The following is an 18,186-nucleotide window of genomic DNA, read 5'->3' on the forward strand; positions in this document are numbered from 1 at the left end:
TTGCAAAATGGTTTTAAGCGACTACACAAAAGAATTTAAGTACAACTGGAAATTAGCAGCGCCTGTTATGTTGGGTATGCTAGGCCATACCTTTGTAGCATTTATAGATAATGTTATGGTTGGACAGTTAGGTACAGCCGAATTAGCAGCTGTATCATTAGGCAATAGCTTTATGTTTATAGCAATGTCTCTAGGAATAGGTTTTTCTACAGCTATTACGCCACTTATTGCAGAAGCCGATGCTGCTCATGATTTTAAAGGCGGAAAATCTGCTTTTAAACATGGGTTGTTTTTGTGTATGGTTTTAGGAATTTCATTATTTCTTTTGGTATTTTTTGCCAAACCACTTATGTATTTAATGAAACAACCTGTAGAGGTTGTTGAGTTGGCTATTCCATATTTAGACTTGGTAGCTTTCTCATTAATTCCACTTATTATTTTTCAGGCATTAAAACAATTTAGTGACGGATTGTCTATGACTAGATATCCTATGTATGCTACCATTATCGCCAATGTTGTAAATGTGGCTTTTAACTATGTGCTAATTTTTGGGAAATTAGGATTTCCAGAAATGGGTATTGTAGGAGCTGCTTACGGAACACTTTTCTCTAGAATTATAATGGTGTTGTTTATATGGTGGATTTTAAAAAGAAATAGTAAATCAAAAGACTATGTAACAGACGTTAAGATTTTTGTGTTAGATAAAAGCATGCTTAAAAAACTTATCAATCTGGGCATGCCAAGTGCCATGCAAATGTTTTTTGAAGTAGCCATTTTCACAGCCGCAATTTGGTTAAGCGGATTATTGGGTAAAAATCCTCAAGCAGCAAATCAAATAGCATTAAACTTATCATCTATGACTTTTATGGTTGCAACAGGATTAAGCGTAGCAGCAATGATTCGTGTGGGTAATCAAAAAGGACTAAAAAATTATTTAGAATTACGAAGAATAGCTTTTTCTATATTCTTATTAGGAACCATATTGGCTGTTATATTTGGCCTGTTTTTCTTTTTATTTCACGAACAGTTACCAAAACTGTATGTAGATTATAACGATTTAAAAAATTTAGCTGATAATACACAAGTAGTTGGTATTGCATCAACATTATTAATTGCTGCTGCATTTTTTCAAATTAGCGACAGTATACAAGTTGTAATGCTTGGAGCTTTAAGAGGATTGCAAGATGTAAAAATACCAACACTTATAACGTTTATTTCTTATTGGGTTATAGGGTTTCCTATCAGCTTTTATTTAGGTAAAGAAGACGTTTATGGTAGCTTTGGTATTTGGCTTGGATTATTAGCAGGATTAACAACCGCAGCTATTTTATTGTATATTAGATTCAATTTTTTAACCAACAAATTAATAAAAACTAAACATGGAGTTTCCTAAATTTTTACTTGGTGATAATACAGACTTTCCTGATGCCATATTTGTAATTCATACTGAATTTCCTAGGTTTATAATCAACCTTGAAAATGATGATGTAGAATGGTTAGAAGATTTTGATCAGCATGATCAAAAAGAACTAGAATTAGAAGCCGAAAACTTAATTCAGCAGGCAAGCAATTTTTATGACAGAGAAATAGAACGCTACGAAGAGTAATATACAATGATTGACAAGCTAATAGCATACGACGAAAAACTGTTTTTATTTCTTAATAACTTAGGTTCATCAACTTGGGATCCTTTTTGGATGTTTTATACAACTAAATTTTATTGGATTCCATTTTATGGGGTGTTGCTATTTTTGTTTTTTAAAAAATATCAACGAAATGCTTTTTTCTTAACGGTTGTTCTCATTATTGCGATGGTTGCTTTTACTGATCAAGTAACCAATATTTTTAAAGACTCCTTTATGAGATTTAGACCGTGCCACAATCCTGATTTTATAGATGTAATGCGTAGAGTAAAATCAGAGTGTGGTGGACTTTATGGATACTTTTCAGGACACGCAAGTAACTCTATGGCTGTAGCCGTTTTTACAGGACTTACTCTAAAATATAAATACAAAAACCTTATATTTTTATTGTTGCTTTGGGCTGCTTTAATGGGGTATAGTCGTATTTATATAGGAGTTCACTATCCGTTAGATGTATTATGTGGTATGACCTTTGGAGCACTGTCAGGTTTTGGCTTTTATAAACTACAAAACTATCTACACAACCGCTATAAGTTACTTTAATCTAATTTTTTTAAGTTTTTTCGATGTTTTATATCATAAAATAAATGGTATGCCTATTTTTAATGTGTAGAAACACAGATAGTTTAATTAAAAACATATGAAAATATTAGTAACTGGAGCTGTTGGTTTTATTGGGTCTCATACAGCAGAGCGCTTAACGCATTTAGGGCATAATGTTGTAGGAGTTGATAATTTTTCTCCTTATTACAGTGAGGACCTTAAAAAGCTTAATGAAGATGCGCTAAAAAAGGCAGGTATTTCTGTGTTGAAGCTAGATTTAAGAACGGATGATTTGTCTGCGTTACTACCTAATGATATTGAGTATATTTTTCATTTTGCAGCACAACCAGGTATTTCTTCTGCATCTACATTTGAAGACTATTTTACCAACAATATTATAGCAACAAAAAACGTGGTTGATTATGCGCTGTCATTATCAAATTTTAAACTTTTTGTAAACATAGGCACATCATCTATTTATGGACTTGAAGCAACGTTTACTGAAGACAAAGCTCCAAAACCAGCATCACACTATGGTGTTACAAAACTAGCTGCTGAACAATTAGTACTTCAAAAAAGTAGAGAAAAACTTATGGCAGCATGTTCATTGCGTTTATACTCTGTTATAGGTCCTAGAGAGCGTCCAGAAAAAATGTACACCAAACTTATTGATTTAGGTTTGAAAGGAGAACCATTCCCATTGTTTGAAGGTAGCGCTTCTCATTTACGCAGTTTTACATATGTGGGTGATATTGTTGATGGTGTTGTGAGTGTTTTAGGTAAGGAAACAGTTTTGGATGGCGAAATTATAAATTTAGGTACCGAGGTTGAACATACAACTCAAGAAGGTATCAAGACTGTTGAAGACGTTTTAGGAAAACCAATCGCTATAGATATAAAGCCTAAACGTCCTGGAGATCAATGGCGAACCAAAGCTAATATTGATAAAGCAAAAAAATTACTTAATTATAACCCGCAAACAACACTTTTAGAAGCTGTAAAAAAACAAGTAGATTGGTACAAAGAGCATTTCTGTTAGGAGAGTGACAATAAATAATCAGCAGCAGCAAAAGGCGTTGTTTTTCCAGCTTCAATTAAAACTATTTGCTTTTTTAAAGCCTCTTTAATCTTTGCCTGTTTAAAAAAATCTGATTTTAAACGTTCTTCTATTGTTTGAAGTAACCAAAATTTATTTTGCTCTTGTCTTTTATTTTCAAAGTAGCCATTGGTGCTTGTCGTATTTACATACGCTAAAATAAGTTCCCATATGGCATCAATTCCTTCGTTTTCTAAAGCACTACAAAGTGTAACCTTGGGTTGCCAGTTAGAATCCTTATTAGGATACAGATGAAGCGCTCTATTAAATTCTACTTTAGCAAGTTTAGCTTGTTTTAAATTATCTCCATCAGCTTTGTTTATAGCAATAGTATCAGCCATTTCAATGATACCACGTTTAATTCCTTGTAATTCATCTCCAGCGCCAGCCAGTTTTAATAACAAGAAAAAATCTACCATGCTGTGTACAGCCGTTTCGCTTTGTCCAACACCAACGGTTTCAATAATAATGGTATCAAAACCAGCAGCTTCACAAAGTATAATGGTTTCACGGGTTTTTCTGGCTACACCTCCAAGAGAATCGCCAGATGCTGATGGTCTTATAAAAGCATTTGTGTTTTTTACCAGCGTTTCCATACGTGTTTTATCTCCTAGTATACTTCCTTTGGTTAAAGAACTACTAGGGTCTACCGCAAGTACAGCTACTTTTTTATTTAACTGTGTTAAGTGATTTCCAAAGGCTTCAATAAATGTACTTTTGCCAACACCAGGAACACCGGTAATTCCTATGCGTATAGACTTATTAGCATATGGTAAACACCCTTTTATAATGGCATTAGCTTTTTCTAAATGAGTGCTGCTAGTGCTTTCTATAAGTGTTATGGAACGACTTAAAGCAGTAACATCACCTTTTAAAATTCCCGATATTAAATCTTCTGCGCTAGGTTGAGACCTGCGTTTGTTTCGTATGTTTTTTATAGAAGAAATGTTGGTCATTTCTGGATCAGAAACACCTTTTTGCTCGCTTAATGCTGATGTATGTTTGTTTTTTTTACTCAAATTGCTCTAAAGGAACGGCTATTTTTGTGTTGTCCCAAGCCATAGTTAATGATAGGTTGTCTAAAGCATTATCAAACCCAATAGTAAATTGTTCTACAGTGGTGTCAATTTTTTCTACAGGAACTGTAACATCAATAACATCAAATTCAGGTTCGCGCATTGGTTTCATTTCTAAATCAACGCCCCAAGAATATTGTTTAGAGTTAAACATTACATGCCAAGCAGAATCATTAGGAACACTCCATAATGTATATTTTCCAGCAGGCAATGAGTCATTACCAACTTTTAATGCTTTATTGGTTCTAAAAGTTGTAGCTTCATTGGCGCCAGTACGCCAAACTTGTTTGTAAGGAACTAATCCGCCAAAAATTTCACGACCACGTTTTGATGGGCGGTTGTAAAATACATCAAGCTTTAAATCATTCTTAACAAAAGAAACAGTGTCTTTAGGACTCAAAGGTTTGCTCAATAAACTGCCATCAACAAAATAAGCATATAAAAATACGCCAACAGCAACAAGAGCTAATATGCCTAAAACCCATTTCAAAAATCTATTCATAGTCTATCTGTTTTTATAGTATAAAGATACTTCAAAAGTCATAGTATGTAAAAAGGAAACACTAAATTCTTTTATTATTTTTAATAACTTAAAAAACTTTTTAAAATTTTGCAACACTTCTTTTTTTGTGTCGTCTTTAAAGAGAACTAACCAAATAAAACCAAAAGTAAAGCGTGTTTCAAACAGATATCATTGAAAAATGCAAGCAAAATAACCGCAAGGCACAAATGCAGTTGTACAACCAGTACTGCAATGGTATGTATATAGTTGCCAAACGATTTATTGCAAACGATGCTGAAGCTGAAGACGTTGTTCAAGAAGCGTTTATTAAAGCGTTTTCAAAACTTGAGCAATATCAAGCAGAGGTCACTTTTGGAGCCTGGTTAAAACGTATTGTTATCAATACCAGTATTGACACTTTAAAGGCGAATAAAAAACGACTTATAGAGTTGGATGAAGCGCATCTTAAAATTGTTGATAATGAATATGATGACAAATGGTTGGTAGATGATACTGTAACAATAAATGATATAAAGCAAACCATAGATAATTTACCTGAAAAGTATAAATATGTTGTGATGCTTTATTTGTTAGAAGGTTATGATCATCAAGAAATTTCAAACATTTTAAATATCTCTGAAGTTGCTTCTAGAACGCAACTTTACAGAGGTAAAAAAATAGTACAAGAACAGTTAACAAAAAAGCAACATGGCACAAGATATTAGAGATTTAATAAAAAATCATCAAAATCAATCAAACGAACAGATGTCAAAAGGACATGAAGCACGTTTTTTAAATAAGTTAGATCGTGCTTTACCAGAAAAAAGATCTTCAAAATCTTTGCCATGGATGCGTATTGCTGCTAGTGTTGTAATTTTACTAGGAATGAGTTTTGGAGCCTTTAAATACTTTGAGTCTTCACAAACTGTTACCAAACCAACAATTACCAATGTAGAAACTACAAAATCCTTAGGTGATGTTTCTCCTGATTTAAAAAAAGTTGAAGACTATTACATGGCAACTATCAATTATGAGTTGTCTAAAGTAAAACCAACACCAGAAAACAAGGAGCTTATTGATGGTTATATTAAAAAATTAGAAGAGCTTAATAAAGAATATAAGCGACTATCAAAAGAAATCACAGAAAAAGGGCCTAATGAGTTAACTGTAAATGCACTAATTACAAATTTAAAATTACGTTTAAACTTACTGTATCGCTTAAAAGAGCAATTAAATACCCTACAAGAGACAGAAACAAATGTCCTTTAATAACACAAAAACTATGAAACGATTACATATACTATGTTTAATATTGTTGATATCCGTATCAACGTTGGCGCAGAGCAAGCTTGAAAAAGCCTCACAATCTGTTAAAGCAAATAAAGATGTTACTATTAACTTAAACACAAATTACACCAATATTATAATAGATACTTGGGGTAAAGATGTGATAGAAATTGAGGCTTATATGGAGAGTGATGAACTCTCTAAAGACGCATTAAAACCATATTTTGATAATTGGCATGTAGCCATAGAAGGATCTGGTGATTATGTATCTATAAATTCTGATGCATCAAATCATTCTTGGGCTCAAGTACCAGGTTTTTTTAACGATGAGTCAGCAGAAGCTTTAAGAACCCTAGAATTAGAATTGGCAAATATTCCAATTATAGAAGGTTTAATAGAGTCAATAAACTTCTCTGATATGCCAAAAATGCCCAAATTACCAAAGCTGCCTAAATTACCAAAAGGTATGACAGATACTAATTTTGATTATGAAAAATATCAAAAAGAAGGAGAAGTTTATTTAGAAAAATGGAGCAAAGAGTATGAAAGTAAATATGGTGATGAATATGCAAAAAAAATGGAAGCTTGGGCAAAAGAATGGGAGTCAAGCGATGAAATGAAAGATTTTGAGAAGAGAATGGAAGCCTGGGGCGAAAAATTCGGTAAAGAATTTGGAGAGAAATTTGGTAAGGATATGGAAGCTTGGGGCGAAGAGTTTGGAGAAAAGTTTGGTAAAGATATGGAGGCTTGGGGCGAGCAGTTTGGAAAACAAATGGAAGCTTGGGGCGAAGCCTATGGAAGACGTATGGAGTTACAAGCAAAACGCCTTGAAGCAAGAGCAAATGCAGAAGCGCACCGCCAAAACCGTATGCATGAAAGAGAAAAACATTTAGAAGAAAGACGAAAACATATTGAAGAAAGAGCGCGTTATCGTTCTGAAAGAGATGCTTACAGACAACCGCATTTAAAAGTTAAGAAAACAATCATTATAAAAATGCCTAAAAAGGCTAATTTAAAAATGAATGTACGTCACGGTGAATTAAAAGTAACGTCTGTTATTTATAATACAAAAGCAGACCTATCTTACACAACATTAATAGCAGATAGCATAGATGGAAGCCAGACTTCCATCAATGCTTCTTATTCACCAGTAACCATCACTAATTGGAATATGGGTGAACTAAAACTTAATTTTGTAGATAAAGCAGCTATTACAAATGCAGACAGATTGGTATTAAGTTCTAATTCATCAAACATTAAAATAAATACGTTGCAAAAAAATGCAATCATTGATGGGAGTTTTGGAGACTTAATTATAAAAAATATAGCAGATACTTTTAGTAACCTTAATGTTGTTCTAGAAAATAGTGAGGCTGTAGTTTATCTTCCAAAAACAGATTATAATTTACAATACAAAGGCAAGCAGTCTAGGCTAAAACATCCTAAAAATAACTCAAATCAAAATACCTCGTCATTTTCTACAGGAAACCTTACCAGTGATAAAACCATTGTGATTAATGCTAAATTTAGCGATGTTATCATGCAATAGTTTGTTACTTTTGAGTTCAATTATTTAATAATGAACTCACAAAAATTCACTTCTTTTCTAAATACGATTAGTTCAAAACCACTTTTGGTTTTAGACGCTAGTATTCCTTTACCGGCTTATGTGCCAATTAAACTTTCTCAAGATAATTTAGATTTACAAGAATTTGACGTAGCCTCTTCAAGTGCTTGGCAAGACTACATGACCACTTATCTACAAAAGCATCATGCTAAAGTTGCTTATGGTGGTTATGCAGAAGTAAGAAATATTTATAAACGCAGTAAGCACTTTAATAATTTAGATGTTGATACAGAGCGAAATATACATTTAGGTGTCGATTTGTGGTTAGATGCAGGTTCTGAAATATTTACGCCACTTGATGCCGAAGTGCATAGCTTTAAAAACAATCAAAATTTTGGAGATTATGGTCCTACTATTATTTTAAAGCACACAATAGAAACTGTAGAGTTTTACACACTTTATGGCCATTTAAGTTTAGAGTCTCTGGTTAATTTACAAATAGGGCAATGCTTTAAAGCAGGTGATAAAATAGCAACATTAGGCGATGCTTCTGTAAATGGAGATTATGCACCACATTTACATTTTCAAATTATTAGAGATATTCAGAATTTTTATGGGGATTACCCAGGCGTTTGTAGTAAAAATGATTTAGACAAATTTTTACAAAATTGTCCAGACCCTAATTTGTTACTAAAGCTTTAATCTTATCTCTGAATAAGTACTTTATAGGTTTCTTGATCGCCATTTTTAGATGTAACTGTCATAAAATATAAAGCATTTAAAAAACTAGATACATCAATTTTTGAGCTGTTATTTACAATAGATAAATGATTGTTTTCGTATACTTTTTTTCCATCAATAGAATGAAAGATTACAGATCTTATATGGCTTAAAGTTGAAGACTTCAAAAATAATTCTTGTTGTGCTGGGTTTGGAAAAACACTTAAATCTTCAAAAACAATAGCACTGTTACTATGTAATGTATTAAACTGAACAGCACTTGCCGCAGGGTTATTTTGAGCATATAAATTTTGAGCAGCAATATTGATATAGTTTTCTATAAAAATGGTGTCAAAAACAGGATCGCCATTCTCTACAAATTTAATTTCTCCAGATGAAGGGTTCGGATTAGCAATAACATCAAAAAGCACTAATTGAAATGGCCCAGAACCATTAAGCAACACAGAAAAAGCTCCTGCTTCGTCTCTTCCTAAAAAGTAAGCATCACCACCAGTCCCTGAACCCATAGGTGTAATAAACCATTCACTTGCAGGAAGGTTTGAATTTCCGGTTACAAAATTACCAATGGTTAATCCTGTAGGAACATAAAAACCTGCGCCCATATCATCTGTACTGTGATTTGTAACAGAAGCACTGGGTGTTGCTAATAAAGCCATTTGGTAATTTCCAGTAGCGCTATTTATGCCTACAAAAGATAAGCTAAACTCATAAGTGATTTGAGCTTTTAAAGAAGTAGTTGCTAATACTATGGTTATTAAAGTAAATAATGTTCTCATGATGCTTGTTTTTTTAATTTGGCAGCTGCTCGTTAATTGGATAATAGTTTGATGATGGATTACTAGGGTGGTTGGTTATTATTTCTTTTAAAATCCCTTTGTCATTGTCAGGCCCTAAATAACGTACTTGTCCATCCATATTTATGTCACCTTGGTGGTAAGCTTCAAAAGGGTAATAATTGCTATTTGTGGTATTACCAGGAGCATTAAGTATCGTAGTTTTTATTATAGCAGAATCATTGCTAGGCCCCAGGTAACGAACGTCATTATTACTGTTAATGTCTCCAGCCCATAATCCTGAAAATCCGCTAGGTGTGCCATAAGTTGTTTGTGAGTTTGTGCCATAAGTAGCGGTGCTTCCATTAGTAAAATCAACAATTGTTGGAGTATTAGATAAAGCTAGAGCAGTGGCAGTCATAACACCTAAATGATTCCTATGATTAACGACAACATAATAACTGTTTGCCGCTTGTAAAAAGCTTAAAGGCGATGTTCCATCAGTATCTACTATATCACCATCGCGCTGTATTAAAGCCGATTGGCTATCAATAACTAGTGTGTTATCAGTAGCATCTCGAAGCTCTACCCAAACCCAATCTACAATAGCGTTTGTTCCAGTTGTAGTGAATACTCCAGATGAACAAGTTTTCATATCTGAATAAGGGCTTGTCGTTGGTATAAGTCCTGATATACGTAAATCATCACGCATTAGTGCTTCTTCACCAGTATTAGGGTATAAAGAAGCGCCTTGTAAATAAGCTTTAGGTAAAAGTATTATAGGGTCTAAAGATGTAACGGCTATAGTCTGATCGCAACTCAATGAGGTATTACCAGAAGCATCAGTAGCTGTCCAAGTTATTGTTGTTTCACCTATAGGGTAAGGATCTGTAATAGGTAGTAAATCAGAGCGTTCTCCTAAATACGAGATGTCTGTAGCACAATTGTCAGAAGCCGAAGGTTCTACAATAGTAATATTTGCATGTGTTTCACTGCTAGAAATGGTTTCAGAAATAGCTTCTGGACAAGTTATTAGTGGTGCTTCAGTGTCATCAACTACAGTCCATTCAAAATTGACAGATTTAGATAAACTTCCAGGTTTAGAAACGGTGACAGTTACTTGGTAAACGCCATCACTATTTGGTCCGCCTGTTACAGCGCTTTCATCAATAGTTCCAAATATTAATCCATTTGTAGGTTCCATATGCACGCCAAGAGGTTGGCCACTCATTTCATAAAAGAGATTATCTGAAGGGTTTCCTCCTGAAGCTACAACAGCGAAATCAGCAAACTCTAACTCACAGTTTGATTGATCAGCAATAGGATATACAAGTATTTCAGGGTATTGAATCCCCATGATTTCTATAGCATTAATAAGCGGGTCTTGAAGTTCAGCAATAAATTCAATTTCTAAAACACCGTCAGTAATGGTTACATTGTTTTGAATCATTCCTGCAGATCGGTATCCAAATTCACCAGAAGGGTCTAAATGGTTTATGCGCCTTTCATTCTCTAGGTTAACACTAAAAATGCGTTCTCCAGGCTCTGAAGTTCCATTATATAGGTTATTAAAATAAAGATTAACAATATAATTTCCGTTAGGTAATGCAATAGAAAAAATCATAGGAAATGATTCGTCACTATTACTACGTTCATAACGCATAACCTCGTAATACGAGTCAGAATCTATATAGTCAGGTATTGAAGCATCTCTATCTTCATAATACATGCCTGTCACAGAAAAAGAAGATCCAGAAGTTACTGCATAAGAAATGCCTGTAGAGGTGGTGTTTTCCTCCCAGTCTGGACCATCGTCAGAAGCAGTAACCATTGGACCACCAGCGTTAATACGTATTATTGGGCCATAAATATCTGTCAATTCTCCTGTGATATCTATGTTGGCTGTTGGTGAGTTTATACCAGAATGTGTAACATTCATTGTGGCATTTTTAACGCCAACAATATTATCTGAACTAAAGTCTATGGGGATTTCAATTGATGAACCAGAGCCAATTACTATAGGGAAAATAGCGTCACTAGAAAATAGGCTAGCATCCGCGCCTCCAAAGGTAATTCCTGTTATGGTGATTGGATCGTCAATAGGGCCGCCATCATTTTTTAAAGTTACATATTTGGTGCGTTGCGTATTAGACACTGGTGTTAATTCAAAATCTAATGGGTTAGGAGAAACAGAAACCTGACCATTTAAATTTTCATAAACTTCAATAAAATCCCAAGTGGCTGTAAAAGGATTTGAAGTAGCGCCTGCTCGTGATGTAGACATCAATGTTATGGCAAGTCCTTTATTGTCATTAGGATCTAGAAAGCTAGTAGGTAAAGCTATAGGTGTTCCTAATAGTATTAAGTTGTTTCCATCGTCAATAGAGTAAAAAGGTTGTGCCTCGTTAGTATCAGGGTCTATAGAGAAATATAAATCAACAGAGCTTGCATTTAAAATACTAGGGATATCATAAATTAAATTTTGAGTTACAATACCATTTTCTTCAAGAAGTACTTGTAAACCACTTATATTATCGCTGTTTGATGTGCCATTCATAATGACCATTTTCAAATAGTTATCTTGATCTCCAGTACCAAAGCTAATTCCGTACGATTGAAAATCTATAGGGTCTTGCTGCGACCCGTTTGATCCAAAGAATGGTGATTCTACTTTGCTGTGTATCGTAAATGGGTTAGGAGAGTTTGTATCTACATTAATCCCAAATTGAAAACCGTTACGCTGATCGTTATTACTTTGAAATGCATCACCGCCATTTACATTTTCAACGGTTGCCTTTCCTGCTGCGCCACCAAACGATAAAGACGCATCTGTAAATTGTGTAAGGTAGTCAGTAGTTCCTGCAGGGTTTACCATTAAACCTGTAAAACCTAAACCATAAAGTCCTGTTCCTGGGTCGTTATTCCAAAAAGGATAATCTATAGGTAAATTAGTTGTTGTGCCATTGTCTGGATCTAAAGCAAAAGCGTCGTTGACATCTAAAATGCCATCATTGTCATCATCATCATCATTTAAGTCAGATACGTTGTCGCCATCGTTATCATTGGGTTTGCTACTTTGTGAGCATATATTCGTACCGTTATCTATTTCATCTTGATTTGTGTAACCGTCGCCATCATAATCAGCTTGAGGGTCATACTCTGGTTCTCCAGGTAAAAAACAACTTAAATCTGTAGGCTCAAAAATGGTTATGCTATTTGAACCATAGGTAGCAGCCCAAACAGTACCAGGAAATACATCGTTGTCTCCTTGTGCTGTAACGTCAAGTGGTAAACTGCCAAATCCATTAAAGGTAACTTCATGTTCTAAAACAGTATCGCCTTCAGGATTTAATACATATCTATTTATACCACCGTTAAAAGAGGCTGTAAGGATATTGCCTTGCATAGCGCCATCAAAATTTGTCGCTGTATATTCTGTAATACCATTGGTTGAGGCGTTTACATTGTCTAATATATTTACACGAGTACTGGTTGTAGGTTCATCAACAAGATATTCGCCTAGTCTAGGCTGGTCAGGAAAATCTGCTATGGTAAAAGATGATTGAAAATACCCAGAGACATTAGGTAGTAAAGTCGCTAAATCATAAGTGTTTGTAGCAGTCCAAACACCTCCTGAATTGTTATAAGTAATAACATCAGCTCTTGATGGAAATGCTAATATCGGGTTAGGATGACCACCATAATAAGTGCCATTAGCATCATTTGTAGAGCCAACAAAGTGTAAAGGATCTCTCACAATAGTACTACCGCTTTCGTTAATTTCATTCTTGATATAGTGGTTTAGCGGGTCATAAGTAATGGTGCTTTCATCACCTAAATAAATGTCTGTAGCACTGTCATAAATTTTAGGAAATCCGCCCCAAAGAGAATTTGGACCATTGTCAGAGGTGTAAATACGTCCGTTTTCTGTAATAATGATGTCATACGGATTTCTATATCCAGGTGAAAAAATTTGAATAGGCCCACCAGGTTCTGCAAAGGCTTGATTAAGACTGTTATTTCCTCCAAAAGGATCGCCTACATCAATGGTTGCATTGTACATTGGGTGTCCAGAAGGGTAAGGAAAGTCTTCGCTAGTATTATCAATATCTAATCGTGTTGGGTCATTTAGGGTTGGTAAGTCGTAAACATATTGCGTGTTTGTTCTAGGATCTGTATACACAGGCATAGATTCTAACTGCGTTAGATTGACTATTAAAATGGCTCCAGATAAAAAATATTCTGGAGTACCAGCAAAGTTATTACTAGGAGCGCCTTTATTGGTTTGTCCGCCTTGAGCTATGAGCATATAGGTGTTTCCATCTTTTTCAAAAAGATCCATGCCATTTATAGCATGATTTTCTTCACAGCGAGGTAATCCTCTTATTAAATCTATTTTAGTCCATGCGTTGCCATCCCATTCTAATTTTGAAAGCATACTGGAGTTTGTGTCAAGATTTGTGTCATTACCGCCGCCGCCGCCGCCAAGAAGGTAATCTGAAGAGCTAACGTAAATAATAGGATTTTCAGGTGTTCCCGCAGTAACCAAACCAGTGATAAGTCGTTGCTGACTAGGATTAGGGTTTCCACCATCGGTATGATTAGGAATACCAAAGCGTATGTTGGTGATCTCTTCGCTACCTATTACAGTATAAGTACCATTGCCAGCTGTTGCGGCATCACGTTCTATATCGTAAGCCCAAATAATACCGTTTTGTTGGGCAACATAGAGTCTTTCATCTGGTCCAAATTCTAAAGAGGTTGGGTTTAATACATTGTCATTTATAAGTCCTGATGATCCAAAACTAATAGATTGTGCTATGGTGTTATTAATGATGCATAGTGTTGCAGTAAAACTTAATAACAAGGTGACCTTGGAAAAAGGTTTTTTTAAAAAAGAGAAACCCATAATAATATTTTTTTCGTTTTAAGCGCTATTAATCGAAAAAATGCAGGGAGTATTTTGATGTGAATTTAGTTATTAAAAAACGTATTAGAATAACTTTTCGTTAAAACGAAAAATATATCGGTTGTAGTCAGTTATGGTAAGAAAAAAAGGTCATGATTATCATGACCTTTTTTAATGTGTTGTTTTGTAGTGATTTAGGTTTACTCTTCAATAATAACCCAATCTCCTTTTGCTATAAGCGGTTCTGCTTGTTTGTACTTAACTGTTTTGTTTTCACCGTTCATAACATTTTTAATAGTTACTTTATCGTTACGACCTATTTTGGGTTTGTCTCGTACTATAGTTTCAACAACCTCTTGTTGTGGTTGTGTGTTTCCTGCAGCTCTACTTTGAGCGGCACGTTCATCCATATTAGGAATTTCTTCTTTTTGTGTTTGAAGGTTTTCCTTTTTTTGAGTTTGTTTTGCTTCACTAATTGTGCTGGTGTCTTCTGATGGTAACTCACCTTTAAATAAGAATGAAATAACATCTTTATTTACCTGATCAATCATAGCTTTAAAAAGCTCAAAAGCTTCAAACTTATAAATAAGTAATGGGTCTTTTTGTTCGTGAACAGCTAATTGTACAGATTGTTTTAACTCATCCATTTTTCGTAAATGTGTTTTCCAAGAGTCATCAATAATGGCTAATGTGATGTTCTTTTCAAAATCTGTAATAAGTTGTTTCCCGTTAGTTTCATAAGCTTTTTCTAAATCGGTAACAACTTGTAATGTTTTCTTACCATCTGTAAAAGGAACAACAATACGTCTAAATTTATCGCGCTGTGTCTCGTAAACATTTTTAATTACAGGGAATGCAACTTCGGCATTACGCTCCATTTTTGTTCGGTAATGTTCAAAAGCAGCTTTGTATATTTTACCAGCAATATCTTGTACTGATAGTTTGTTAAATTCTACTTCGGTAATTGGCGAGCTCATTGAGAAATAACGAATAAGTTCAAATTCGAAATTCTTATAATCATTAGCAGCTTTGTTTGTGTCTGCAATACCTTCAGAGGTATCATAAATCATGTTGGCCAAATCAACACGTAAACGCTCTCCAAATAAGGCATGATGACGACGTTTGTATACAACCTCACGTTGTGAGTTCATAACATCATCATATTCTAATAAGCGCTTACGAACACCAAAATTATTTTCTTCAACTTTTTTCTGTGCACGTTCTATAGATTTTGAAATCATAGAATGCTGAATCACTTCACCTTCTTTTAATCCCATTCTATCCATCATTTTGGCAATTCGTTCACTACCAAATAAACGCATTAAGTTGTCCTCTAGAGATACATAAAATTGTGAACTACCTACATCTCCTTGACGACCGGCACGACCACGAAGCTGTCTGTCTACACGGCGCGAGTCATGGCGTTCTGTACCTATAATAGCCAAACCTCCTGCTTTTTTTACAGCATCACTTAGTTTAATATCGGTACCACGACCGGCCATATTGGTAGCAATAGTTACTTGCCCTGCATTACCAGCTTCTGCAACAATCTCGGCTTCTTTTTTATGTTGTTTGGCGTTTAAGACATTGTGAGGTATTTTTCTGATAGAAAGCATTTTTCCTAATAATTCAGAAATTTCTACAGATGTGGTACCTATAAGCACAGGACGTCCTGCTTGTGATAGTTTGGTAACTTCATCTATAACAGCGTTGTACTTTTCACGTTTTGTCTTGTAAACTAAATCTTCTTTGTCGTCTCTAGCAATAGGCTTGTTAGTCGGAATTTCTACAACGTCTAGTTCATAGATTTCCCAGAATTCTCCTGCTTCAGTAACCGCTGTACCTGTCATACCAGATAGTTTGCGGTACATTCTAAAGTAATTTTGAAGTGTAACCGTTGCAAAAGTTTGTGTCGCAGCTTCAATTTTTACGTTTTCTTTAGCCTCTATAGCTTGGTGTAAACCATCACTATATCGACGTCCATCCATAATACGACCTGTTTGCTCATCTACAATCATAACCTTATTATCCATAACAACATACTGAACATCTTTTTCAAAAAGGGCGTATGCTTTTAATAATTGGTTAAGGGTATGAATACGTTCTGATTTGATACCAAAATCCCTGAATAAATCTTCTTTTAGGTTGGCTTCGTCTTCAGATGATAAACCTTGACTTTCTATTTTTGCTATTTCAGTGCCAATTTCTGGCATGACAAAAAAGTTAGGGTCATCTTTTCCTGATAGGTAATCAATACCTTTATCAGAAAGTTCTATTTGGTTGTTTTTTTCTTCTATAACATAGTACAACTCTGCGTCTACCTTTGGCATTTCGCGATTGTTGTCTTGCATGTAGAAGTTTTCAGTTTTTTGTAAAAGCTGCTTGATGCCTTCTTCACTTAAAAACTTGATTAAAGCTTTGTTTTTAGGCATACCGCGGTAAACACGCAATAATTTAAAACCACCTTCTTTGGTATCGCCTTCAGCAATGAGTTTTTTTGCTTCGGCTAATACACCAGTTAAATATTTTCGTTGGGTTGCTACAATAGAATCAACCTTTGGTTTTAGTTCGTTAAACTCATGACGATCACCTTGTGGTATTGGCCCAGAAATGATTAAAGGTGTTCTAGCATCATCAACTAATACAGAGTCAACCTCATCTACAATTGCGTAATGATGTGGACGCTGTACTAAATCGTTAGGCGCGTGAGCCATATTGTCACGTAAGTAGTCAAAACCAAATTCGTTATTGGTTCCGTAAGTAATGTCTGCTTTATAAGCATTACGTCTTGCTTCAGAATTTGGCTGGTGATAATCTATACAGTCTACACTTAAACCATGAAATTCAAATATAGGAGCCATCCAAGCGCTATCACGTTTTGCTAAATAATCGTTTACTGTTACAAGATGTACACCTTTACCAGCTAAAGCGTTTAAGTAAACAGGTAAGGTTGCTACAAGTGTTTTACCTTCACCTGTTTGCATTTCTGCAATTTTTCCTTGGTGCATGGCAATACCACCAATAAGCTGAACGTCATAATGAATCATATCCCAAGTAATGGGTTTTCCTGCGGCATCCCAAGAGTTTGACCATATAGCTTGATCGCCTTCTAAACTTACATAGTCTTTATCTCCAGATATTAAACGGTCAAATTCATTGGCCGTAACAGGGATAGAGGTGTTGTGTACAAAACGTTTTGCAGTTTCTTTTACCACAGCAAAGGCTTCTGGTAATATGTCGTTTAGTACGTCTTCTGTAACGTTGTAAATAGCGTCTTTTATACGATCTATTTCTTGATAAACATCGTCGCGTTTATCTATATCGTCAGTGGCATCAGCGTCTTTAAGTAAAGCGTCTATTTTTTCATTATGAGGCTTCCTGGCTTCTGCAATTTGTGCTTTAAAAGCTGCTGTTTTAGCTCTTAATTCATCGTGAGATAATGCTTCAAGAGCACTTTCAAAAGATTTTATTTTATTTACGATAGGCATGATGGCCTTTACGTCTTGTTTCGACTTATCGCCGACAAATACTTTTAGTACAGAATCTAAAAAACTCATGTGTGTTATATTATTGTTGCATTGTTATAATATAATAACAATGCGTATGTTATTTATAATCAAGACTTAAAAGTGTCTTGATGTGTTTTGTATGTGACTAATGACGTGTTTTTAAAGCATAAAAAAAGCCTCTATACGAGACTTTTAAAATGTTAATGATATTAATATTCATCCTCATTCCAGAGGTAATCTTCGTCTGTTGGATAATCAGGCCAGATTTCTTGGATGGATTCATATTGATCACCTTCATCTTCAATAGATTGTAAGTTTTCTACGACTTCAAGTGGTGCTCCCGTTCTTATCGAATAATCAATAAGTTCGTCCTTTGTTGCTGGCCAAGGTGCATCACTTAAATAAGATGCTAATTCTAATGTCCAATACATTTGTAATTCGTTTTATTTTTTGCAAAAATAAATTTTTAGTTTAAATAAGCAAGAAAAAAAACAATTAATTACGCATTATTAAAAAGAACGTTTATTTTTTTACTAATTG

General features: G+C 34.7%; 14 protein-coding genes. 8 read left to right on the forward strand and 6 right to left on the reverse strand.

Features of this window, described 5'->3' with window-relative positions:
* Window positions 1-7: 7 nt before the first annotated feature.
* From ABD690_RS07755 to ABD690_RS07770, 4 genes are all read left to right on the forward strand, one after another.
* A complete protein-coding gene (locus ABD690_RS07755; RefSeq protein WP_344729006.1) occupies window positions 8-1,393 on the forward strand; it encodes an MATE family efflux transporter in 1,386 nt (461 codons plus the stop codon).
* The gene (locus ABD690_RS07760; protein ID WP_344729008.1) at window positions 1,380-1,607 is read left to right on the forward strand and encodes a hypothetical protein; all 228 of its coding nucleotides are present in this window, start codon (window positions 1,380-1,382) and stop codon (window positions 1,605-1,607) included. The genes ABD690_RS07755 and ABD690_RS07760 overlap by 14 nt, the downstream gene beginning before the upstream one ends.
* Window positions 1,608-1,613: 6 nt before the next feature.
* The gene (locus tag ABD690_RS07765) at window positions 1,614-2,186 is read left to right on the forward strand and encodes a phosphatase PAP2 family protein (RefSeq protein WP_344729010.1); all 573 of its coding nucleotides are present in this window, start codon (window positions 1,614-1,616) and stop codon (window positions 2,184-2,186) included.
* A gap of 97 nt (window positions 2,187-2,283) precedes the next feature.
* Window positions 2,284-3,225, forward strand: a complete 942-nt coding sequence (locus ABD690_RS07770) for an NAD-dependent epimerase/dehydratase family protein (RefSeq protein ID WP_344729012.1) — start codon at window positions 2,284-2,286, stop codon at window positions 3,223-3,225.
* On the opposite strand, the gene meaB is transcribed toward ABD690_RS07770, so the two are convergent.
* Together meaB and ABD690_RS07780 are read right to left on the reverse strand one after the other, a co-directional pair.
* Window positions 3,222-4,301 carry a methylmalonyl Co-A mutase-associated GTPase MeaB gene (meaB, locus tag ABD690_RS07775; RefSeq protein ID WP_344729014.1) on the reverse strand — a complete coding sequence of 360 codons (1,080 nt, stop codon included), beginning with the start codon at window positions 4,299-4,301 and terminating at the stop codon, window positions 3,222-3,224. The genes ABD690_RS07770 and meaB overlap by 4 nt on opposite strands.
* Window positions 4,294-4,860 carry a DUF2911 domain-containing protein gene (locus ABD690_RS07780; protein ID WP_344729016.1) on the reverse strand — a complete coding sequence of 189 codons (567 nt, stop codon included), beginning with the start codon at window positions 4,858-4,860 and terminating at the stop codon, window positions 4,294-4,296. The genes meaB and ABD690_RS07780 overlap by 8 nt, the downstream gene beginning before the upstream one ends.
* 173 nt (window positions 4,861-5,033) lie before the next feature.
* Between ABD690_RS07780 and ABD690_RS07785 the strand changes: the two genes are divergently transcribed.
* The 4 genes from ABD690_RS07785 to ABD690_RS07800 are packed head-to-tail and all read left to right on the forward strand — an operon-like array spanning window position 5,034 to window position 8,416.
* On the forward strand, window positions 5,034-5,585 hold the full coding sequence (locus ABD690_RS07785) for an RNA polymerase sigma factor (RefSeq protein WP_344729018.1): 552 nt from the start codon (window positions 5,034-5,036) through the stop codon (window positions 5,583-5,585).
* Entirely contained in the window at window positions 5,569-6,129 is a 561-nt protein-coding gene (locus ABD690_RS07790) for a hypothetical protein (protein ID WP_344729020.1), read from the forward strand. The genes ABD690_RS07785 and ABD690_RS07790 overlap by 17 nt, the downstream gene beginning before the upstream one ends.
* A 13-nt stretch (window positions 6,130-6,142) precedes the next feature.
* Window positions 6,143-7,696, forward strand: a complete 1,554-nt coding sequence (locus ABD690_RS07795; protein ID WP_344729022.1) for a YggN family protein — start codon at window positions 6,143-6,145, stop codon at window positions 7,694-7,696.
* A 30-nt stretch (window positions 7,697-7,726) separates the two neighbouring features.
* Complete coding sequence (locus ABD690_RS07800; RefSeq protein WP_344729024.1) at window positions 7,727-8,416, forward strand: peptidoglycan DD-metalloendopeptidase family protein; 690 nt, start codon at window positions 7,727-7,729, stop codon at window positions 8,414-8,416.
* A 2-nt stretch (window positions 8,417-8,418) separates the two neighbouring features.
* Here the strand turns inward: ABD690_RS07800 and ABD690_RS07805 are convergent, their stop codons facing one another.
* From ABD690_RS07805 to ABD690_RS07820, 4 genes are all read right to left on the reverse strand, one after another.
* Window positions 8,419-9,231 (reverse strand): T9SS type A sorting domain-containing protein, encoded by an 813-nt coding sequence (locus ABD690_RS07805; RefSeq protein WP_344729026.1) that lies wholly within the window; start codon window positions 9,229-9,231, stop codon window positions 8,419-8,421.
* Window positions 9,232-9,244: 13 nt separating this feature from the next.
* A complete protein-coding gene (locus tag ABD690_RS07810; RefSeq protein WP_344729028.1) occupies window positions 9,245-14,137 on the reverse strand; it encodes a malectin domain-containing carbohydrate-binding protein in 4,893 nt (1,630 codons plus the stop codon).
* A gap of 200 nt (window positions 14,138-14,337) precedes the next feature.
* Entirely contained in the window at window positions 14,338-17,694 is a 3,357-nt protein-coding gene (secA, locus tag ABD690_RS07815) for a preprotein translocase subunit SecA (RefSeq protein ID WP_344729030.1), read from the reverse strand.
* A 161-nt stretch (window positions 17,695-17,855) separates the two neighbouring features.
* Window positions 17,856-18,077, reverse strand: a complete 222-nt coding sequence (locus tag ABD690_RS07820) for a DUF2795 domain-containing protein (RefSeq protein ID WP_007648604.1) — start codon at window positions 18,075-18,077, stop codon at window positions 17,856-17,858.
* Window positions 18,078-18,186: the final 109 nt, after the last annotated feature.

The sequence above is a fragment of the Corallibacter vietnamensis genome (assembly GCF_039537875.1).
GTDB lineage: Bacteria > Bacteroidota > Bacteroidia > Flavobacteriales > Flavobacteriaceae > Corallibacter > Corallibacter vietnamensis.